The organism is Rothia terrae (assembly GCF_012396615.1).
GTDB lineage: Bacteria > Actinomycetota > Actinomycetes > Actinomycetales > Micrococcaceae > Rothia > Rothia terrae.
This window is the reverse complement of sequence record NZ_JAAXPV010000028.1, coordinates 1-20796: the sequence shown is the minus strand read 5'-3', so window position 1 is coordinate 20796 and position 20796 is coordinate 1. Positions and strand designations below refer to the sequence as shown.

Here is a 20796-nt window from a genome sequence, read left to right as displayed (position 1 = left end):
TTTTCCGCCAAGATGCGGTCCTCTACAAGACGGACCACACGGTCCTTTGCATCCTGGTCAAATTTTCTTGGCATATTCCAGATTTTCCCATCTACTCAAACGGAACAAAACCTGGGACACTTCAGTAATACCGGTAACACCAACCTACCCACGCTCCATTTTCCCGCGAAAACGACGGTACTTTAGCGCAGTGAAGGGGCGTCATCACCAACTTCCCTTAAACGCCAGCCCCAAGCCAGTTGGTTTTGACACCCCTTCACTGCTTTCAGCATTCAGGGTAATGCAGTGAAAACTACAGCAGGTACTCCTTCAGCGCCTGAGCGTGGTCGCGTGGAGTAAAACCCGCGTCCTTGATTTTGCTGAGATCTAGAGCTGAGTTTTCAGGACGCGGCGCGAAATTTTCTGCATTCGCAAAATACTCGTCCGTGGTTACCTCGCCAACGCGTGCCGAATCGTGGCCGCTGAGTTCAAAGACAGATTTCGCAAGCTCAGCCCAAGTGATAACGTCCCCTGTGTTGCTCACGTGATACATACCGTAGTCTGCCTCTGTCTCAAGCAAATGAATGATTGCGGCGGCAAGATCCTGAGTAAAGGTCGGACGCCCGTGCTGGTCAGCAACAACCTTGGGGTCAATACCGCGTTCAGCCAGCGACTTCATGGTCTCCACAAAGTTCTCGCCATCGCCGATCACCCACGAGGTGCGCACAATGTAATGGCGCTGCGTAACAGCAGCTGCAGCTTCACCAGCCGCTTTAGATTGACCGTACACGCTCAGCGGGGCAACGGTAGCGTCAACCGCATACTCCTGGCCAACTGACAAGGTGCCATCAAAAACGTAATCCGTTGACACATGCACCAGCAGAATGTTTGCCTCACGAGCTACAGACGCCAGCGCCGCCACCCCGCTAGCGTTCGTTGCCCACGCGTTAGCGCGTCCTTCTGCTGTTTCGGCGTTATCAACAGCGGTGTAGGCCGCCGCGTTGATAATGGCGCGGTAAGAACGCCAGCGGAAAGAGCTGAGCCAACTCTCAGGATGCGCGAGGTCAAGCTCGTTGCGCGTAGTCGCCACGAAAGGTGTACCCGCCTCGGTCAGCTGACGCACCAGCTCGCGTCCTAGCTGGCCGTTAGCACCAACAATCAAAAGCGGCGCAGGCTTGACCGGGGTTACCTCAGCTAAACGCGGGTGGTTCTTGTCCTTTTCAGAGAGCTCAGCCTCTGCCAAATCGATGGGCCATTCGATAGCAACCGTCTCATCGGCAAGGTTGAGGAAGGAATACTCCCCTTGGGCGTCAGCACTCCAGTGGTCATTGACCACATAGGTGTAAGCGGTGTTGTCTTCAAGAGTCTGGAAGGAGTTGCCCACACCGCGCGGCACAAACACGGCGGTATCAGGGCCAAGCTCAACAGTTACTGTGGCACCGAAAGATTCCCCTTCACGCAGGTCTACCCACGCGCCAAAAATTTTGCCGGTTGCAACCGAAACAAATTTGTCCCACGGCTCGGCATGAATACCGCGTGTTGTCCCGGCAGATGCGTTGAACGAGATGTTGTTCTGCACAGGCCCGAAATCAGGCAAACCTGCAGCAACCATCTTTTCGCGTTGCCAATTTTCTTTGAACCAGCCCCGGTTATCACCGTGCACCGGTAAATCGATAATCAGCAGACCGGGAATTTCGGTCTCGGTAATCCTCAGCTCTTTTGCCACCGTTATTGCCCAGCCTTCGCGTATTTAGCTTCTACTTCTGCCTTGAGGGGTTCCCACCAGTTGCGGTGATCGGTGTACCACTGAATGGTGTCAGCTAGCCCTGCCTCGAAATTAGTGAACTGCGGCGTCCACCCCAGTTCTTCACGAAGACGCGAGCCATCGATAGCGTAGCGCAAGTCGTGACCGGGGCGGTCGACAACGTGCTCAAAAGCGTCCTCGGGCTGCCCCATCAACCGCAAGATTGTGCGCAGAACGGTGATGTTGTTTTCTTCACCGTTAGCACCAATCAGGTAGGTTTCGCCTATCGCTCCTTTTTCGAGAATGGTATGCACAGCCGATGAGTGGTCGGATGCGTGAATCCAGTCGCGCACGTTCAGCCCCTCGCCGTACAGCTTGGGGGTGATGCCCGAGAGAACATTAGTGATCTGGCGAGGCATGAACTTTTCGATGTGCTGATAGGGCCCGTAGTTGTTTGAGCAGTTTGAAATCGTGGCATCGATACCAAAAGAACGAACCCATGCTCGCACTAACAAGTCTGAACCCGCTTTGGTCGATGAATAAGGCGACGACGGGTTGTAAGGGGTAGTTTCGGTAAATTTAGCGGGATCATCCAGCTCCAAATCACCAAAAACTTCATCAGTTGAGATGTGGTGGTATCGAGTGTTATAAGCCCGCACAGCCTCTAAAAGAGTAAAAGTACCCACCAGGTTGGTGTGAATAAAGGGGCTTGGGTCAGATAAAGAATTATCGTTATGTGATTCAGCGGCATAATGCACCACCGCATCTGCATCTTTTACCAGCGAATTGACGATATCGCGGTCTGCGATATCACCGCGCACCAATTCGAAACGCTCAGGGTCTGAGCCTTCTAATGATTTTTCATTAGCTGCGTACGTCATTTTGTCGAGTACAACAACACGATGGGACGTATTATCCAACAGATAGTGCACAAAATTAGATCCAATGAATCCAGCACCGCCGGTAACAAGAATATTTGCCATGTAACCAATGCTACGGCAATGAGGTTTACTCTGCCCCCTAAATTGTTGGCAGGTGTGACACAATAAGAGTTTATGAAGGGAATTATTCTTGCCGGAGGAACCGGATCACGCCTGCACCCTGTGACTTTGGGTGTCAGCAAGCAACTCGTGCCGGTCTACGACAAACCGATGATTTACTATCCGCTTTCAACCCTGATGTTGGCTGGAATTCAGGATATTTTGATTATCACCACCCCCGAAGACCGCGATCAATTTAAAAGATTGTTAGGCGATGGCACACAATTCGGTGTTCGCTTTTCTTACAAAATTCAGGAAAGTCCGGATGGTTTAGCCCAAGCATTTCTTTTAGGAAAAGAACATATCGGCGATGATTCCGTTGCTCTTGTATTAGGTGACAATATTTTTTACGGCCCAGGTTTAGGAACCCAGCTTCGTAAATACAAGAACATAACCGGCGCCGCAGTCTTCGGCTATCACGTTGCCGACCCCACGGCGTACGGCGTCGTTGAATTCGATGAAAATTTCAAAGCTATCTCTATTGAAGAAAAACCTCGTGTTCCCAAGAGCGAGTACGCTATTCCCGGCCTGTATTTCTACGACAATCGCGTCGTTGAGTTTGCCGAAAAAATAACCCCTTCAGAACGCGGCGAACTCGAAATCACAGATCTCAACCGCATATACCTTGAACAAGACTCTCTGCACGTTGAGCTTCTTCCGCGAGGTACAGCCTGGCTGGATACCGGCACATTTGATTCGCTGGCAGATGCCACCAGCTTTATCCGCACAGTGCAAAACCGTCAGGGACTATCCATCGGATGCCCCGAGGAAATCGCCTGGCGCATGGGCTTTATCAATGATGAAAAATTGACAGAACTTGCGCAACCGCTGGTCAAAAGCGGTTACGGTCAGTACCTGCTTGATCTCATGCGATAAGGTCGGTTCTTCTAAAAATTAACCGTCCGGTTTAGAATTTCAACTAGCTTTAATTTTTTACTTCCGTCCCTCAGCTACTTCACAAAGGAACCTTCATTAATGACTGTCCTTGACTTTATCCGGCTTACACGCGCTAATCTGCGCTATCTTTTAGTCGGCCTGCTCATCGGCACCTTGCTAGGCTTGGGCTATTCTCTGCTTCAGCCGCGCGTCTACGCATCCACCTCAACCGGTTATGTAACGGTAGCGGGTTCCGCAGGCATCGGCGATGTTATTTCAGGCAACTCAGCCGCTAAAGATAAGGCAACCGGTTACCTGGCACTGACAAACAGCCGTGCAGTTGCTGAACGCATCGCAACGGAGAACCCCGATCTTGGGATGTCTGCCGGCGAAATTGCGGGCAACCTGACGGCAAGCATGGATAATCAGTCCGCGCTGATTCGTGTTCAGGCGACCGCCAACGATCCCGTGAAGGCTCAGACCCTAGCGAACTCAGCGCTAGAGTCCGTGGCCTATGTTGCCAACGAGCTTGAGGGCGGTAACACCGTTCGCGTGGTGCCGCTTGAGGATGCGCTACCCAACAACTCACCGATTAGCCCCAATACGTGGCGTAACGTCTTTCTGGGCGCGCTCGTCGGCTTTGTAGCGGTGTACGCGCTGATCTTTGCCCGCCGCGCCATTGACACCAAGGTTCGCACCCGAGAGGACGCTACCAAGTCCACCGAACTCGGCGTTCTGGGTATGTTGCCTAAGTCTGAGGATCTAGCAAGCGCTAAGATTCTGCACGAAGCCGGCGATCACGTCTCGCAGGAATCCATTCGCCAGTTGCGCACTAACCTCCGCTTTGTGAACGTGGACCACCCGCCGAAGTCAGTTCTGATTACCTCATCAGAGCCCGGTGAAGGTAAGTCAACGGTGGCATCAACTCTTGCTCAGGCACTGGCAGAAGCTGGTCAGCCGACCATCATTATCGATGCCGATTTGCGCCGTCCTACCGTTGCGAAGAAGTTCCGCATCGATTCAAAGATTGGTTTGACCGAGGTTATCGCTGGCCAGGTTGAGCTCTCAGAAGCCGTGCGCCAGTTCGAGAACAGCCAACTCTTTATTCTTCCTGCAGGCCGCATTCCCCCGAACCCTTCAGAACTTTTGGGTTCAGATAAGATGCGAAGCCTCATCCGCGAGCTCTCTGAAGAGTTCATGGTGATTATCGACGCGCCCCCTGTTCTGCCCGTTACGGACGCGACCCTGCTGTCTAAGGCAGTGGACGGCACTGTCTTGGTGGCAACTATCGGACGCACCCAGCGTGAACACCTGCGTGAAGCAACTGAGAACCTGCATCAGGTGAAGGCTAACCTGATCGGTCTCGTACTCAACCAGACCCCGCAGGGCGGCTTTGGCGGTGGCTACTATGGCTTTGGTTACGCTTCGACGCGTGGCTACAAATCCTACTACGGCTACACCTCAGATAAGCCCACCGAGGGTAAGGGTTTGAAAAAGCTCAAGCGAGCAGCCAAGAAGTAAATAACTATAAAACGTGTGGGACGGGGGTTCACCCGTCCCACACTGGTATGAGTCGGTAAGAGGCAGAGGGAGGGAAAGTGAGCGCATCACAGCGTCATACAGCGGAAGAAGCTTTGAGTGAAGTTCCGCTGAAGGCTCGTATCCTGCTTTCCCATGCTCATCTGCAGCACCTTGCCGATACCCACGGTATCGATATTTTGCATATCAAGGGCTACGCTTTTGGCACCGATACCTACCCTGTTGATCGGCAAAGCACCGACGTTGATGTGCTGGTTCGTCCTGATCACCTGGGACTTTTTGTCACCGCCTTGAAGGATGCAGGCTGGAAAGTTGTTACGACCTTTGAATCGGGCTCGGATTTTCACCATGCGATGACGGTTTACCACCCGACGTGGGGGCTGAGCGATATTCACCGTTATTTTCCTGGTTTAGATGCCCGCCCTGAGGATGTTTTTGATGAGCTGTGGTCTCATCGACGCATCAAAAACCTGGGTGGTTACGAGTGCACGACAGTGTCTGTGGTGGACGCTCGTGCTTTAGTATATGTGCACGCTGCCCGTTCAACATCTTCGGTTAAACCCGATGTCGTTCATCTGGATGAGGTGCTCTCTGAGTCTGAGGTGCAGCTTGTTCAGCGGCGTGTGCGGGAGCTTAATGCCGAGTTAGCTTTCGCGGCGGCACGCGGATCTCTGGATGATTATTCCCAGCATAGGGACTACCTGCTGTGGAAGAGCTCCTCGCAACAGGTACCTGAATATATTCGTTGGAAAGCTCGACTTCGCAGTGCTCGAGGGCTGAGAGCTAAAGCGAGCACTCTGCGCGATATTTTCTTTGTCAATACCGACCACCTGGCAATGAGTTTAGGACGCGAACCTACCCGCCAAGAGGTTCGAGAGAAGTTTTTCTCACGCTTTTCAGCGCTCACCCGCATCCGAGGGAAGAAGAACTAGATGCCCACGTACTCCCGCAACCCGGCAACAGCATTTGTCTCTCATGACGAGTTGTCTTCGCGCATTGAGGATTCAAATACTTTTTATATCGCTCACTTGGAGAAATCTACCATTTCTGTGGTGGACGGTGTAGGCATGCTGATTTGGGAGTTGCTCCAGAAGCCGCTGACCGAAGAAGACCTGGTGGCAGAGGTCGCCGCCACCTTTAATGAGTCACAAGAAACCGTGCACCGGGGAACGGTCGACTTTATGCAATCACTAGTGGATGAAGATCTGGTGCTACGCCGCTAGGCAAGACTCCGCTGCTATGAGTCCAGTTCTTCAAGATGTAGCTTTATCATTTCGATAAAACGCTCCTCAGAGAACTTTTTGACGTGCTCCATAATGAGCTCAGAATCCCAGGTGGACGCCAGCATCCGCTCTACACCTTCTGCAATATTTGCCGGTGAAGAATGCTCGATAAAGAGACCGTTAACGTTCTCTTCAATGGTGTCTAAGAAGCCACCCGCGTGCAGCGCCAAGGTAGGTTTGCCGTAAGCGCCCGCTTCCAAGGGGGTCAACCCAAAATCTTCGTAAGATACAGCGATCAGCCCCAAACTGTGCGAGTAGGCATAACGCATCTGGGCATCACTAATTTCAGAGGCAAACCGCACGTTCTCCCCCGCGGCTTCTTCAAGCGCCTGCTTTTGCGGACCGCGTCCGACCACCAGCAGCTTCTGATTCGGCATGAGTGAAAAAGCCTCGACGACTGCGTCCACGTTTTTGTAGGGAAGCAGCCGGGAGACAACGATGAAGTAATCATTATCTACCAGAAAGTCTTCTAGACCGTCCAACGGCTGCTGCACCGATGCGCTATCGATAGTGTGAGGCGGAAACAGCACTGGCACATCAAAGCCGTAAACGTTGCGAATACGCTCTTGAATGATGCTGGAATTCGCCAAGTATTTACCGGCGCCACGAGCCGATCTCTGATCCCATGAAATCAACAAAGGACGCACCCGCTTAAAGAGGGTGGTCAGCGCCTTGATGCCTGTTTTACCAAAATACTGATCGGTGAGGTACAGCCAACGAGCCGGCGTATGGCAATAGACCAGTGACTTTCCAAAGATGTTAAAACCGTGCGCCCAGCCAGCGGTGGAGACAATGGTCTGCTGGGCTGGGACTTTAATCCGCTGAGAAATAAAAGCTAAGAAGGGCAACGCAAGTCGGTGGTGCTGACGGAAAACCTTCACATGGTTCAGCGGCGACACCTGAATATTTGCGTTTTTGAACTCGGGGTAGGTGCGCTCAGGATCGTAGAGGGTGGTGTAAATAGGCGCGTCGGGAAAAGCCTTATGCAGGGCCAGTACCACGCGTTCGGCGCCACCTCGTTGCGTGAGGTAGTCATGGGCAATAGCAACTTCTGCCTGGTGTGCAGCACTGTGTTTTTTCCGCCTGGGGAAGCTGATACGGCGCATGGGGCGTTGAGTACTTTCGGTCTAGAAAATCTTTCGAGCTCGGGCCGGATACTTGATACCAGCGTAGCTTGCTGATTCAACTACCAGCGCCACGAGCTTTTCTGAGATCTTCACGGGGAATCTATCAGAGATTTTATCAACCAAATTGCCAAGTTTCTGAACACTGGTTTCGGTGAGCACAATTGCCACCGTTTTCACAGCTATCCCCCACACACCGGCAGGGTTTACCGGCGGCAGAGCGTCTATACCGTGCTTTGCAAGGAAGATTTGACGCGATGCCCCGGAGTGCAATGCACGACGCGCGCGCGAAGCGGTGGTGGTAGCGGCGATGTGATGGTTGACTTCTAGCTCAGGTGCGAGAATAAGTTGCACGCCAGCGTCCTGAAGCATCTTGCCCATATCGACGTCTTCCCAACCATACCGGCGATAACGCTCATCGTAGCCACCCACTTTTTTGAAAGTGCTGGCAGGCATTGAGCAATTGGCCGCCCAGAAATTCCAGAGTCTGGCTGCTGAAGCTTTGTATGCATCTTCGCGGAACTTGCTGTCGCGGTAGTAACCGTAGGCGCGCGCGTGCGGAGTATCGGGATAAATATTGTGCACTAGCCCCATGACGCCTTTTTCAGCGGTGCCGTTGTGAAAGGAAAGATGCTTTTCGATATAATCGGGCTTCATCTCAATATCATCGTCACACCGAATCAGAATCTCAGCGTCCGCAGCACGATACCCGACATTCAACGCCGCCACGCGTCCTTTATTCTCATCAAAAACAATCATGGACAGGTTCAGGCGGCCGGAGTCTATATAGCGCTGCACGACAGCGGCAGAACCATCAACATCACCATCAATCACTACGAGGACCTGAAAATTCTTCTCCGTCTGCTGCTGCAAAGCTTCTAACGGAAAATGAAGCTTAGACGCTCCCCCGCGGGTAGGGATGATAACGGCGGCTTTAAAGTGAGGCATAACTATTTCACCTCCACAGACTCGAGAAGACGTCGTACTCTTTCCTTGCCTGCTTCTGGTGAGAAGTTCTCTTGCCAGCGCCAGTAGGAATCAGAGATAGTGTCTTGAAAATTTTCGTCATGTGCGGTGAGAGCATCGGCGAGATCACTAATACGCTGTGCAAGCACAGCTGCGTTACCTTGAGGAGCAATCCACGGATAATCTTTACCCACAACTTCCGGCAAAGCACCAGCGTCCGACACGATCAGAGGCACGCGGGCGCTCATAGCTTCAGCAGCAACGAGGCCAAAGGATTCATCGACTTCAGAAGGAACTACGAGCATATCGATGGTCTTCATCAGCTTTTCAGGCGTAACCCACCCCATGTTTTCTACGCTATCGCCCAGAGCATTGAGAGTCGTTTCAATCTCGCGCTGATCGTCTTCACTCACAAATTTTGGTTCGCCAGCAACTACAAGGGTGTGCTGCTTTTTATCGAGGGCAGAAAGCAACTTTAGTGCTTTGGCGAGAGTGTGCGTGCCCTTGATGGTTGAGGGACGTCCAAGAAAGCCCACGCGAATGGTCTCCCCTACTTGTTCGCGCACAAGAGGACTTGATACTTCGCTCACCCAGTTAGGGAAAGCCTCGGAGTTCTTCACCTGCGAGGTCATAAATTCGCTGGGTACTAGGGTTCGCAAGGCTTTACGTTGCGCCGGGGCGACCAGGTATTTCTGCTTTCCCACAGGGATTTGGTGAAGGTGAACGATGCGGTTTTTATGTCCAGATGTCGCGAACGATGGAACCAGCCCGTTGCACCAAAGGAGTCCCTGACGCTGACGCTTATCCCAGACACGAAGTTGCGCCATATAGTCACGGCGATTAGTCGCAGGAAGCGTCACGGTTGCAAAACCTTCATCTTTGGCGGCTTCGATCAGTTCAGCAGGATGCGTCGGGCCAACAACGGTCACAGAGTGCCCCAGCGAACGGGCAGCCCTAGCAATGTTGAGCAACATAATCTCGCCGCCACCGATATCGCCGTTGTTGGTTGCAATGAAGAGAGGAACGCGAGAAGTCATCTTATTCCATTCAATAATTTATGCTTTATGGTCCGTGTAAGTTTTTGTTCCACTGCTACATGCAAGATCCAAGCCACAGCGGTACTACTGAGAATTCCTGCGCAAAACCCGACCCAGTAATTACCCGTTGATAACCACACATGGTGCAGAACAACTACGCCGAGAACATTGTGTGTCAGATACAGAGAATAGGAAATTCTGCCGAAAAAATGTAGCGGTCCGCTACGAAGTACAGCAATATTGCGGATATAGGTCACTGCAATAAATATGGCCACGAGAAGAATCATCACCACCGCGTAATGCACAGAGGTGCGCAACCAGCAGTTCGCTATAGCCAGCACAGCAAAGTAGGGAACATACCACGAAAAATCGCGTGATGCTGCGAAGATGAAGCAAGCGATGCCCAGTCCGAACAGAGGTGCATGTTCAGCGACAATAGCCCATACAGCTAATTTTTGGAGCATCGGTAGGTTCTCCCCCGGGCCTGCCCACACACAGATTATGAACCCTATGAAAGCCCACGCTACCGCGGCTTTTAGCACTGTGTTTTCAGTGAGATGTTTTTTCTTCCAGAGTAATAGCGCAAAAAGCAACAGATAGAACTGCCACTCAATAGCCAACGTCCAATACACATCATCAACATTTTCAACAAATAAAAACCGTTGAAACATCGTTGCGTTAACGAGAACCTGTGGCACAGTGATCGTTTTATATTCGATACCCACCGTGGCAATAATGAGAGACGAAATAGCCAATGCCACCCAATACGCAGGGTATAGACGGATAGCGCGGTTTACCAGATAGCGGACTGCCGAGCCCTGCCTCAATGCCGACATCAAAATAACGTAACCGCTAATCATGAAGAATAGCTGTACCCCCATTCCACCAAAATAGATAGAAAAAGGTGGAATTGGCCCACTCGGAAAATAGACGGGATATGTTGCTGAAAAATGACCAATCAGCACAAGTAAAATAGCTACACCGCGTAACCCATCAAGTTCTCTAAATCGGTGCGATTGTTTCAAGGAGCTGTATCTTGAGTTCATGAAACTAACGTGTTCTTATGCTCAATATGCTGATCGATACCGTTCATAGGACCATCGTTTTCTGCGCGTTCGATCAGAACAGTTCTCAGCGCAAAGCCCATACAAATTGCCCAATACAGAGTATAAAGAACTTCGCCCAGACGCCAAGCACAAATCAATAAAGCAATACCCAGCCCCTGTGCAACTACTTGCTGCGGTGTCCAACGAGAGCTCTTTGAAAAAGGACGAACCATCGCGAAAACGGTTACTGCAACCACAAAAATTGCCCAGGGCCAGCCACCCTCGACGAAGGCACTCCAGTAAGAGTTGTGGAAAAAGAAGTCGCGGTTTTGCTCGGGGAAATATACGTAAGCTTCGCCAAGTCCCTGCCCAAAAAATGGAGTCTGTTGAACACGTTCCCATGCGGCGGTATCAATACGTTCGCGTAGTAGGTCAGAACCCACGCGATCGGCAAAGGCACCTGCCTGCGCATAGTCATCGTTGAGCAGACGAATGCCCCAGTAGATTGCAAAGCCAAGAAAGGCTCTACCCAAAAAAGGTAGCTTGGGAGCTAATAGAATCCACACAAAAGCCATTGCAAATGCACCCAATGATGTGCGAGATCCGGTTAGCCACAGTAGTACAGCAAAAATAGCGAAAAACCCTACTTTATGCGTTCTTCGGGTAACCATCGCAACCATCAAAATACCGAAGAGGCAGTAGACCATACCGGCAACATTTTTATCAATAAGATAACCGGTCAGGTATCCGGGGTAGTTATCCGGTGCGATTCCCGCATAGAACAGAGGAATATTCACCAATATAGCGGTGACATAACCGTAAATAGCTGATTTGAAATGAATCTGTCCCGAAGCCAGCACAAAGATCAGGCCTGTCGTAGCGGCTAGGCGCAGAAAGCGTCGCGTCCAGTCTGCTGCAAACTCTGTGGGCGTAGCGTTGTATGAAACTAAAGCCACATACAAAAGCATAATGATAAACAGCGCGATAAGACCGCTGACAGGATTGAGGCTATACACCGGCTTACGGGTGAGCCCGTAGAGCACGATGACAATCACCATGACCTGGTTCAAAGGCAGACCCAGTCCTGGCGTTGCTGTATAGAAAATCAGCGAGAAAAACATGAGAAATTCGGGGAGGCGAATCTGCGCCGACTGATCGCGCAACACGTTTTTAACGTCTTCGTATCGTTCGCTCAAGCTCTTATGATCCGCGGTGTCGCGGTGAGCTAAAGTACTCATGCGTTCCCCCTCATATTCTTCATTATCTGTGTGTATAGCGCCGCGGTTTGGTGTGTCATTTCTTCTACGCTTTGCCAGTTAAACGGCTGGTGCGCGTGTTGCGTAGCTGTGACTATAGCTTGAGCTATCTCAGAGTCATTCTGTTTACCGTGGTCTAAAGGTGAGACAAGCTCAGCCGCCTCTAAGATTTCACTGTTGCCGCCGACGTTTGAGGCTACAACGCTCAGCCCAGCTGCTTTAGCGTCTAGCAGGGTGTAGGAAAGGTTTTCCCACACTGAAAGCTGCACCACTACATCGTTTCGCCCCATTGCCTCGAGCGGGTCAACAAAGCCTGAAAACCTCACTGAATCGCTGAGCTTCAGGCGTTCTACCCGAGCGCGTAGTTCGTGCTCGAGCTCCCCGCTACCGGCAATCTCCAAGGACGCGTCGGGGTATTGTTGTCTCACCTGCGCAAAAGCGTCGATGAGCGTTGTCAGACCCTTTTCCGGTGCTAGACGAGATAAGGAGAGAACGCGCGGTCCGCTCTGTTTCGACTGGACGCGGTGACGTTCTACGCCAGCCTGAATAAGCGGTGCATCAACACCGTTATGCACAACCGTCACTTTGCGAGCGCCCCACTGTTTTTTCATCTGTTCAGCTGTTGAGTGCGAGACAGCGATTTTCAGAGGGGTCACTAACATTCGTGCGCTGTGCGCGACTCTTATGACTGCACCGCGCGCCTGATTTTTGTTGTAGACGCTGGTGTGCTGGGCGATTCCGTGCTCTGTGGTCGCCAACTGGGGCACGGTAAGGTGCGTTTTCCGGAGCTTTTTCCGCGCGCGAAGAGCAGTAATGACGGCAGCGCCAACAATATCTGCGTAGGCAAGGTGCGTATGAACAACGTCAGGTTGTTCATCTTCCACCGTATTGTAGAGGGACGCGTATGAGGATTTAAAGCCCGCGTCCACTCCAAACAAGGAATCTGCAATGACGCGTGTGCCTGTTCGACGTACGGCATCTGCAAGTTCGCCTTCTGGGGCAAGTACTACAAGCTCGTAGCCCGGTAGTCCCGCAGTAGCTACATCTACAACGTGCCGGGCTACTCCCCCAAAATTTCCAACGGGTACTACCCAAAGCGCTTTTTTTAGAGCCACTTCTCTAACCTATCCAGCGCAGTGAAGAAGCCTTCACCGTTGTTAACGTGGCCCTGCCAGATTTCAGGGATGAACGATGAGTTAGGAGTAAGCTCGCGCAGTTGCTTGCCCAGTGCTGCCCAGTCAACATCGCCTTCGCCCACCTGAACGCCTTCGCCATCAACGCCGATGCCGTCCACCAGGTGCAGGTGGATAGTGCGAGGCGCCAGTAGCTCTACTGCCTGGCTCAGCGGCATCTTCAAGAAGTTAGCTGCCAGCATAGTGTGCGAGATATCCAGGCACAGGGTGGTGTCGTAGGTGTCTGCAAATTCAGCGGTGTCTTGTGGATCTAAGAAGAGGTTGTGGTACTGCTGACCGCCCATCAGCCAGGGGTATGGGGGCAGTGTTTGAGCAGCAATGCGCACGCCGGAGGTATCCAGACGCTTCAGGGCTTCACCGATGCGTTCGTACTTGTCAGCACGGGCGGCAGGGGCGATGTGACCGTCCTTGGTAAATCCGCCCATGGTAACAACCATGACGGGATCATCGTCCACCGTGAAGTACCGCGTAAGATCACGCGTAATGTCAATAGTGCGCTGAACCTCAGCAATAGAACGCTCCCAGATTTCGGGGTCGCGAGATGCCAAATCGACGAGGAAATCGCCCGCGAAAAGATCCGGCAGGTGGGTGGTAAATGACATATCGAGCTTGCGGTCAAAGACCTGGTCGATATCCATTTCAAGGTCTTTATACGAGAAATGGAATTCCAAGAAGTCCGGTTTTGCCTCCGAAATCAGCGGCTTGAAATCGTGGTAGCGAACAGGCAGACCCCACGGACGATCAAACTTAAAATCGCGTCGGGTCACAAGATCATCTTTGAGATCCCCCTCAAAGAAGAAGGAGCCAGCCTCAACGTCACGTTGCATCGTGCGTCCTACAAGTTGCGGAAGGTAGTTGGGCTGCAAGCCTCGACCTGGTGACTTAACCTCAACATCTGACTCTTGCACAACCTCGCCCTTAGCAATGCTTCGGGTAGCTACCAATGATTTAGCTAGGTTGACGCGGTTCATGAGTTCGCCGGTAGATACCTCACGCGGTGCCGCGCTACCGATCGCTTCTTCTACCTCACGGATCTGTTGCACCATAGCAGTGAATTCATCGGGAAGTAGCGAGACGGTGTGGTCGTTGCCTTCAAGGGTCTTATCAACTGTGAAGTGCTTTTCGATGATCTTTGCACCGCGTGCCACGGCAGCAATTGGCACATGGTAACCGCGTTCGTGACCGGAGTAGCCCACCAGTGACTGCCCAATCTCAGCCAGACGATCCATGTAGGCAAGATTGACGTCCTTGAAGGGAGCCGGGTAGGTAGATTGACACTGCAACAGCGCGTAAGAAGCGCCAGCAGCACGAAGCAGATTAACGGACTCACGAATTTCTTCTTCACGGGACATACCGGTAGAAACCAGCATCGGTAGCCCGCGTGAGGCCATATCGCGCAACAGCTCGTGGTTAGTAAGGTCAGCTGAGGCAACCTTCAGGCCCTGCACACCGTAGTCGACCAGTGCCTGTACCGACGGCGCGTCCCACGGCGTGCACATAATGTCCATGTCGTGTTGCTTGACATGGTCAAAGACCTCATACATTTGGTCGACGTTGAAAGAGAAACGGCGCAACAAATCGAGGGTGTACTGCACACCCAAGTCCTCGCCCGCTGACTGAGAACCAGCCTGACGGTAGAGGGCATCCATATCGCGCAACTGAAACTTCACCGCGTCCGCGCCTGTTTCGACGGCGAGATCGACCAGTCGCTTAGCAAGATCAACATCGCCCTGGTGGTTATTACCAATCTCAGCGATGATAAAAGCCGGTGAGTCTTCGCTGATAGTGTGGCGGCCAATGCGCAGAACATTTTGCTCGTCCATAGCAATTGCCATCAGATGCCCGCGATCATCAATGAGGGGCAAAAGAGAAATTCCGCGCGCAAATTCGTGCTGAAGCTCAGCCGGGTCAGTACCAAAAGCAAAAGAACGCACATTCTTGTTGGCAACATCCAGCGCACTTGTTTCTAAGGACGCTGCAGGGTTGGCAATGAGCCAGCGCCGAAAGTCACCGTCTGACAATGCGCCTTGCAAGACGCCAGACTCGTTGACCAAGAAGATAATTCGTTGCTGGTTAGCAGAAATCTTCTGAAGTGCGGTGAGTACAGGGTCTTCTGAGAAGACGATGTAGGGGGTTGTATTGCGCTCAATAATCAAGGCGGTGGGGGCTTTCTGGTGCTGTGGTTTAGGCGTTAATCTGTTGGAGCTGGTGCTCCGCTACCGAAAAATCGATGGGGGCATCAATGTCTACACCTTCGATTTCATCGAGCATAAACAGCTCAATCTCTCCGGCTAAGCGGTTGTGGTACTGCTCGTAAATTTCGGTTTTCGTGATGTACATTGAGCCGTTTTCGCGGTATCGGAAGGTTTCGCGAGTGAGCTCTTGACGGCGTGGACGCGCCATCACCTCGTACTGCGCGGTGGGCGGATTTGTAGCGGCCCAGATGAAAGGACCGATGGGAATAACTCCGACCATTGAATCTGAACCCGACTCGGCGAACTGCTTGATAGCTCGGTCAAGGGTACCCGGCAAACGCACCGGCGATGTTGCTTGCAGGAGCATGACAGCGTCGGGGCGGCGTCCTGCCTGGATAAAGAACTCGATAGCGTGTTCAATAACGGGCTCGGTTGCCGTGGTATCTTCGGCCAACTCTGCCGGACGCATGAAAGGAACCTCAGCACCGTATTCGCCGGCGATATCTGCTAATTCAGCATCATCTGTTGATACAACCACGTCGACTTCGTGCTGACCGGCTAAAGCTTCTTTAGCCGCAAGTGCTTGTTCTATGGTCCATGCAACAAGCGGCTTGCCAGCAATTGGTTTGAGGTTTTTACGCGGAATACCCTTAGAATCGCCGCGTACCGGAATAACGCATAGAACTCGCATTAGGTCAGGCTCTCTTTCAGGTATTGCGCGATGGCTCGCGCGGGTTCAATATCCGGTTGAGGCGGTGCGGGAGTTGGTTCCTCGCCCCATCGACTCATGCCGTAGCGTTGCCAAAAGTCTTGTAGCCACTGTGGCGGATGCGGGTGGTACACCCAGGCCGGCACGCCGCGAATAGCTGTTTCAAGAACACCGGTAGAAAACACCGAGACCACGGGGTTATTCAGTGTATTCAACGGTTGACCGCTACGGTCTATTGCTATACCCATTTTCGCCCACAGGGCATGGGTAAGTACAGATAATTTGTCTTTTTCGCTGGGGTGAGGTCTGTAACGGGCCTTGTTCTGCCTGCAGAAGGAGAATCCTGCTCGAGCAAAGGACGCGCGAGGAAGCTCAGCGCCGTGCATTTGGCCCAAGAACACAATCTGATTATCGTGCACCGTGGAATCACCCTGCTGCACGCTTTGCTGGGCGGACTGTGCTGCCTCATAAAAGAGCTGGGACCCTACCACGCGGTGCTGGACGTCTGTGCGTCCAGATTTCCAGAAGAGAGCGTCCTCATCACTAAATGCAAGCAGGGTCGAGTTCGCCGGCAAAGGCGGAGCAAACGGTGCCATCAGCCCGTGTTGCACCACGACAAATTCAGCCTGGCGAGCGCGCGCAAAACGGTAGGCGGCAGCGCCCAACGGAAGGTAGTGGCCACTAGAGAGCACCGATGAAATCTCGGTGAGGTTTTCTAGTTCGTGCTCGCTCATGGTGTTGGTCTGCCAGGCACCGTGTGGTAGCACATGGCTAACATCGTGAGGTGCCCATACAGCGACTTCTACACCGTCTAAAAATTCGAGGGGACGCACTAGGGAGCTCACGCTCGTGGGCGAAGTCGATTCGAGAACTACAAGAATCTGAGGGGTGTTACCAGAGGTATGCACAATACCGGTAGCAGGTTCAGGGGTCTCAGCTTCCGGCAGACCGCCTGCGAGCAAACCATTAACAAGCACTGGCATGTTTGAAGCCATACCTTTTACCCGTCGTACAGCATCAGCTTGCTGTTGCCACTCGTACCATGCGCTCAAATCTGCAGGATGGTTTAAACCGAACTTTGCTACGCCCACAGTGACTCCAATGCTTGAATGCGCTGATCAAAAGTATGCTCAGCGAGGGTGCGTTTTTGACCAGCGTTGCGGATGCGGCCAGCCCACTGCGGTTCGGCCATCACACGTTTGCACAGGTCAATAAGCTCTTCAATAGATTCATAAACCAGCACCTCTTCGCCTACCTCGTAATAGCGAGAGACATCGGGGCGGTCAATAATCTGCAGTCCGCCTACGCCGGGCGCCTCAAAAGTTCGCATGGTAAAACCGTCTTGGTCACCGTGAATATTCAAAGTTGCAGGTGATGACGCCATGACGCCGTAGGCATGCGAACGGTCAAGATCACGGCCGGTTTCAAGACCCGAAGTCTTAAACTGACGAGTGCGTGCAACGTCCCACCAGTGCCGTGACCACTGCTTACCGAATGCTTTGACGGGCAAACCCGCATCGTGAAGTTGCTTGAGCATGTGCTCGCGTCCCTCATAGCGGGCTCCTACAAAACTAATATTGGGCTCTTGTGCAGGAGCAATAGGAAGATCAGCATCGAAAGCTAGAGGCACTTCAATAGCCTCATAACCTTGAGCATTCAACTCAGCAACGTCGGCGGGGCTATAACTAGCAATCGGGCCCAGCATACGAAGGTCAAAATCCTGATCTGAGTAGCGCATACGACGAAGCTCATCGTACATCCATGTAGCATGACGAGCTCCAGAATTCTGCACGGCCTCCCACCACTGCTGCCCGAGCTGATCGCCCTTAACAACCAATACAATTTCGGGGTTGACCTCGCGCAATTTTGCGACAGCTTTATCTGTCACAATGCTTTCAAACGCTGCAGGACGAAGACGTTCAGGGAGATCATGCAAAGCTTTATTGCGCACTCGTTCCACCAGGGTACCCGGAGCATCATACAGGTGGGTATGCACCTCATAGCCCAGCTTTTTCAGCGATGAAGCGATAGTAGTCCAGTAACCGTAAAAAACTGGAGAAACCAAAAGAAGAGACGGTTGCACCATTTACTCAGCCAGACCTCGTTCGGTGAGCTCTTCTAACGCGGTATCCCACGCTTCGCTCTTCGCACCGGGGGTTTCCCACGATTTTTGAATGAAATCCGCAATTGACTCGCGAGCGCTCCACTGAGCATGCGGCGCTCCAAGGGAGTACGCAAAACTCATATCTGCTAACGCGTGGTCGATGTCCCCTGCACGCTTCACATCCACATGTTCAATGACGGATGCCGAGCCACCGGGTACAGCATCGATAGAAAACTGCGCGAGCTGATCAAGGGTAATGCGCTCGCCAGATCCCAGGTTGAAGATACGCGGTGATTCACTTATCGCAGGCGCATGGTCAAGTGCCCACACGATAAAGTCAGCGACATCCTCTACGTGGATAAAGTCTCGCGTAGCAGTGCCATCGCCGTACACTGACAAGTTTTTACCTTCACGAAGACGCGCCAAAAAAGCCGCCAAAACACCGGTGTACGGGTTATGCAGAGCCTGGCCGGGTCCAATCACGTTTTGAGGTCGAATGATGGTAGCGGCAATCTTACCGCCGGTCACATCAGCAACGACGCGTTCGCCTTCGGATTTGGTTTCACCGTAGACAGATAGCGGACGGTGAGGATCGCTCTCCGTAGTTCCACGGTTCTTGAACCCTTCGCCATAGACGGCGCGAGAGCTCAACGATATCAGCGAGGCGTTCCATTTCACGGCGTATTCCGCTGCCAAACGGGTGCCTTCAACATTTACTCGGCGGTAGCGGTCGGTCTCATACATCGACTGAGCTGTGCCAGTTTCAGCGGCCAAATGGATGATAGCGCCGGCAGGCTCAAGAAGTTCCCAAGCACTCGCGTCGGACACGTCCCCCACCACAATCTCACCGGGAAACTGTGCTTTTTCTGCCTCAATGTCTTGGTGCACCTGCTCTAAGAGGCTGTCCAGCGCCACAAGGCTGTGCCCCTGTGAATGTAGCTTGGCGGCAACTTTCAGCCCGATGAATCCAACGCCACCTGTCAACAAAATTTTCATGGAATAAACCTTCTAAGCGTTAGATGAAGATGTAAGGACGCGCGCCGGCACTCCCCCGACGGTCGCTCCGGCGGGGACGCCCTTTGTGACTACTGCACCAGCACCGATCACAGCGTTATCACCAATGGTGACACCGCCGAGGATGATTGCTTTTTCCCCGACAAATACATTGCGTCCGAGGTGGATATCTCCGGTTGTTTGAATCTCATTATGGTTCTGGGAGTCGTGAGAACCGCTACTGATAGTTACGCCATCAGTAATCATCACGCTCTCTTCGATTACAACGTTGCCCACTGCATGAATATGTACTCGATGCCCAATATATGTTTTAGTCCCTATACTGATGCTTCCTGCAGACTCAGCTTCTAACCAGGCGCCTTCAAAGACGGCAACATTATTGCCGATCGAGATGCGGTCCAGCCCGCCGAGTTTGAGAGGAGCAACGATGACGCTCCCCTGACCAAAATTCGAAAACGCTTTGGCGTAAAGGGTCTTCGAGATAACTTCGGCTACCCGCCAACGCGCAGAAGGAATCTTTTCGATGAGCGTTCGAGCAATCATGGTTGTCCCTTCACAAATGACAATTCGTAGTTCAAAATTTCACGAGCGTTAACGGCTGGGTTTCTTTTTTCCCTTAGTTTATTTACAGCATAGTTTAGATAAGAAATTCCAGTGAGCACCTGTTTTAAGTGTTTTTGTTCGTTCCATTTAGATGCGTAGATAAAACGAGCGTCGGTCACCCACTGACGGCGTTGCTTGCTTTCACCGCTTGAACCGCCGCCGACGTGTGCCACGGTGATGTCGCCGGCAAAGACGCGAGGAATACGGCGCTCCGCTAAACGACGCTGAAAATCGACCTCTTCGCAGTTCATGAAGAACCTCTGATCGAACCCACCTAAATCTTTGAAAGTTTGAGTGGGTAGCATCATGCAGGCACCAATCACCCAGTCAGGGGTAGCCGTCTTTCCTGTGATGCAGTTGAGGTCGTGGCCGACAGCCCGTTGCCACCAGGTAGTGTGACGAAAACGGGCAAGCGCCGTGAACCATTCCCACGCGTAGTGAAAGGTAGTAGGGAATTTTCTGCCAACCCATTGCCCCCGTCCTTCGTGGTCAACAACTTGAGGGCTGATAAGCACCTCGCCGTATTCTTCACCCTTTTCGACCATTCGCTGAATAAAATCAGGGGAAATCGTGAGATCACTGTTGAGAATAAACAACCATTTGCCGGTAGCAATTTCCGTGCCTGAATTTACGGCAGAACCAAACCCACCATTGGTTTTGCGGCGCACGACGCGAACGCCCTCCAGCCCTGGGAAAGGCTCAGGCGAGCAGTCATCAGAGACGATGATTTCGAGGGAACCTTGGAATTTCTGACTTTTTAGTGCGGAAATCAATTGTTGAGCGGGTTCAGGATTTCCGTAATGTGGAATAACTATGGAATATAGCCGCTGATTTGAAGTCATCTTTCCACCTAACACCTACGCTCAACTACTTGAGAGCGTTCTCAATATTTACATTTTTCTGAACAACTTAACCAGTACGTCGATTGAAGATCTTCAGAACTACCTCAGATAAACTTATCAAGAGGCTTATTCAAAAGTCCTCCCAGCCGCATAAAACACCAACCCCCGAACCACCGCAAACACCCGCCCATACACGCTCAGCGGCCGCCGGAAACCTGTATGCAAAACCCGCCACGTCTTGACCTG

19 protein-coding genes are annotated in these 20796 nt (G+C 52.3%); 4 read left to right on the top strand and 15 right to left on the bottom strand.

The genetic code is table 11. The annotated features are described in order from the left end of the window. Positions 1–292: 292 nt before the first annotated feature. A complete protein-coding gene (gene rfbD / locus HF984_RS11010) occupies positions 293–1705 on the bottom strand; it encodes a dTDP-4-dehydrorhamnose reductase (protein ID WP_168615703.1) in 1413 nt (470 codons plus the stop codon). 2 nt (positions 1706–1707) lie between these two features. Beyond that, complete coding sequence (gene rfbB, locus HF984_RS11005; protein ID WP_168615702.1) at positions 1708–2706, bottom strand: dTDP-glucose 4,6-dehydratase; 999 nt, start codon at positions 2704–2706, stop codon at positions 1708–1710. A gap of 72 nt (positions 2707–2778) precedes the next feature. On the opposite strand from rfbB, the gene rfbA reads away from it, so the two are divergent. The 4 genes from rfbA to HF984_RS10985 all read left to right on the top strand — a co-directional run bounded on the left by rfbA (position 2779) and on the right by HF984_RS10985 (position 6401). Further along, on the top strand, positions 2779–3639 hold the full coding sequence (gene rfbA / locus HF984_RS11000; protein WP_168615701.1) for a glucose-1-phosphate thymidylyltransferase RfbA: 861 nt from the start codon (positions 2779–2781) through the stop codon (positions 3637–3639). Positions 3640–3738: 99 nt separating this feature from the next. Beyond that, positions 3739–5160 carry a tyrosine-protein kinase domain-containing protein gene (locus tag HF984_RS10995; RefSeq protein WP_168615700.1) on the top strand — a complete coding sequence of 474 codons (1422 nt, stop codon included), beginning with the start codon at positions 3739–3741 and terminating at the stop codon, positions 5158–5160. Positions 5161–5237: 77 nt separating this feature from the next. Further along, positions 5238–6110, top strand: coding sequence for a nucleotidyltransferase family protein (locus HF984_RS10990; RefSeq protein WP_343947576.1), 873 nt, complete (start codon positions 5238–5240; stop codon positions 6108–6110). Next, positions 6111–6401, top strand: coding sequence for a PqqD family protein (locus tag HF984_RS10985; protein ID WP_168615699.1), 291 nt, complete (start codon positions 6111–6113; stop codon positions 6399–6401). It abuts the gene before it with no gap. A 14-nt stretch (positions 6402–6415) separates the two neighbouring features. Here the strand turns inward: HF984_RS10985 and HF984_RS10980 are convergent, their stop codons facing one another. The 13 genes from HF984_RS10980 to HF984_RS10920 form a co-directional block, all read right to left on the bottom strand. Beyond that, positions 6416–7567 (bottom strand): glycosyltransferase, encoded by a 1152-nt coding sequence (locus tag HF984_RS10980; protein WP_168615698.1) that lies wholly within the window; start codon positions 7565–7567, stop codon positions 6416–6418. Between the two features lie 21 nt (positions 7568–7588). Then, positions 7589–8533, bottom strand: a complete 945-nt coding sequence (locus HF984_RS10975; protein ID WP_168615697.1) for a glycosyltransferase family 2 protein — start codon at positions 8531–8533, stop codon at positions 7589–7591. A gap of 2 nt (positions 8534–8535) precedes the next feature. Then, complete coding sequence (locus tag HF984_RS10970; RefSeq protein WP_168615696.1) at positions 8536–9588, bottom strand: glycosyltransferase family 4 protein; 1053 nt, start codon at positions 9586–9588, stop codon at positions 8536–8538. Beyond that, positions 9585–10613 carry an acyltransferase family protein gene (locus tag HF984_RS10965; protein WP_168615695.1) on the bottom strand — a complete coding sequence of 343 codons (1029 nt, stop codon included), beginning with the start codon at positions 10611–10613 and terminating at the stop codon, positions 9585–9587. The genes HF984_RS10970 and HF984_RS10965 overlap by 4 nt, the downstream gene beginning before the upstream one ends. 17 nt (positions 10614–10630) lie before the next feature. After that, positions 10631–11872 carry an O-antigen ligase family protein gene (locus HF984_RS10960; RefSeq protein ID WP_168615694.1) on the bottom strand — a complete coding sequence of 414 codons (1242 nt, stop codon included), beginning with the start codon at positions 11870–11872 and terminating at the stop codon, positions 10631–10633. Continuing rightward, positions 11869–13005: a glycosyltransferase gene (locus tag HF984_RS11785; RefSeq protein ID WP_168615693.1), complete on the bottom strand. Its 1137-nt coding sequence runs from the start codon at positions 13003–13005 to the stop codon at positions 11869–11871. Before HF984_RS11785 ends, HF984_RS10960 begins: the two co-directional genes overlap by 4 nt. Beyond that, entirely contained in the window at positions 12996–15239 is a 2244-nt protein-coding gene (locus HF984_RS10950; protein ID WP_168615692.1) for an N-acetylneuraminate synthase family protein, read from the bottom strand. The genes HF984_RS11785 and HF984_RS10950 overlap by 10 nt, the downstream gene beginning before the upstream one ends. 28 nt (positions 15240–15267) lie before the next feature. Then, the gene (locus tag HF984_RS10945) at positions 15268–15969 is read right to left on the bottom strand and encodes an acylneuraminate cytidylyltransferase family protein (protein ID WP_168615691.1); all 702 of its coding nucleotides are present in this window, start codon (positions 15967–15969) and stop codon (positions 15268–15270) included. Then, entirely contained in the window at positions 15969–16970 is a 1002-nt protein-coding gene (locus HF984_RS10940; RefSeq protein ID WP_247596621.1) for an RNA-binding protein, read from the bottom strand. Before HF984_RS10940 ends, HF984_RS10945 begins: the two co-directional genes overlap by 1 nt. Positions 16971–17068: 98 nt before the next feature. Further along, positions 17069–18073: a CgeB family protein gene (locus HF984_RS10935; RefSeq protein WP_168615689.1), complete on the bottom strand. Its 1005-nt coding sequence runs from the start codon at positions 18071–18073 to the stop codon at positions 17069–17071. Next, complete coding sequence (locus HF984_RS10930; RefSeq protein WP_168615688.1) at positions 18074–19087, bottom strand: NAD-dependent epimerase/dehydratase family protein; 1014 nt, start codon at positions 19085–19087, stop codon at positions 18074–18076. Between the two features lie 12 nt (positions 19088–19099). After that, on the bottom strand, positions 19100–19648 hold the full coding sequence (locus tag HF984_RS11780; protein ID WP_168615687.1) for an acyltransferase: 549 nt from the start codon (positions 19646–19648) through the stop codon (positions 19100–19102). After that, positions 19645–20550 carry a glycosyltransferase family 2 protein gene (locus tag HF984_RS10920; RefSeq protein ID WP_168615686.1) on the bottom strand — a complete coding sequence of 302 codons (906 nt, stop codon included), beginning with the start codon at positions 20548–20550 and terminating at the stop codon, positions 19645–19647. Before HF984_RS10920 ends, HF984_RS11780 begins: the two co-directional genes overlap by 4 nt. Positions 20551–20796: the final 246 nt, after the last annotated feature.

Bases quoted from the DNA above. Each gene is read 5' to 3' on its own strand.
- rfbB (WP_168615702.1), bottom strand. From the start codon at position 2,706: ATGGCAAATATTCTTGTTACCGGCGGTGCTGGATTCATTGGATCTAAT.
- rfbA (WP_168615701.1), top strand. From the start codon at position 2,779: ATGAAGGGAATTATTCTTGCCGGAGGAACCGGATCACGCCTGCACCCT.
- HF984_RS10995 (WP_168615700.1), top strand. From the start codon at position 3,739: ATGACTGTCCTTGACTTTATCCGGCTTACACGCGCTAATCTGCGCTAT.
- HF984_RS10985 (WP_168615699.1), top strand. From the start codon at position 6,111: ATGCCCACGTACTCCCGCAACCCGGCAACAGCATTTGTCTCTCATGAC.
- HF984_RS10980 (WP_168615698.1), bottom strand. From the start codon at position 7,567: ATGCGCCGTATCAGCTTCCCCAGGCGGAAAAAACACAGTGCTGCACAC.
- HF984_RS10975 (WP_168615697.1), bottom strand. From the start codon at position 8,533: ATGCCTCACTTTAAAGCCGCCGTTATCATCCCTACCCGCGGGGGAGCG.
- HF984_RS10970 (WP_168615696.1), bottom strand. From the start codon at position 9,588: ATGACTTCTCGCGTTCCTCTCTTCATTGCAACCAACAACGGCGATATC.
- HF984_RS10960 (WP_168615694.1), bottom strand. From the start codon at position 11,872: ATGAGTACTTTAGCTCACCGCGACACCGCGGATCATAAGAGCTTGAGC.
- HF984_RS10945 (WP_168615691.1), bottom strand. From the start codon at position 15,969: ATGCGAGTTCTATGCGTTATTCCGGTACGCGGCGATTCTAAGGGTATT.
- HF984_RS10940 (WP_247596621.1), bottom strand. From the start codon at position 16,970: ATGCCAGTGCTTGTTAATGGTTTGCTCGCAGGCGGTCTGCCGGAAGCT.
- HF984_RS10935 (WP_168615689.1), bottom strand. From the start codon at position 18,073: ATGGTGCAACCGTCTCTTCTTTTGGTTTCTCCAGTTTTTTACGGTTAC.
- HF984_RS10930 (WP_168615688.1), bottom strand. From the start codon at position 19,087: ATGAAAATTTTGTTGACAGGTGGCGTTGGATTCATCGGGCTGAAAGTT.
- HF984_RS11780 (WP_168615687.1), bottom strand. From the start codon at position 19,648: ATGATTGCTCGAACGCTCATCGAAAAGATTCCTTCTGCGCGTTGGCGG.
- HF984_RS10920 (WP_168615686.1), bottom strand. From the start codon at position 20,550: ATGACTTCAAATCAGCGGCTATATTCCATAGTTATTCCACATTACGGA.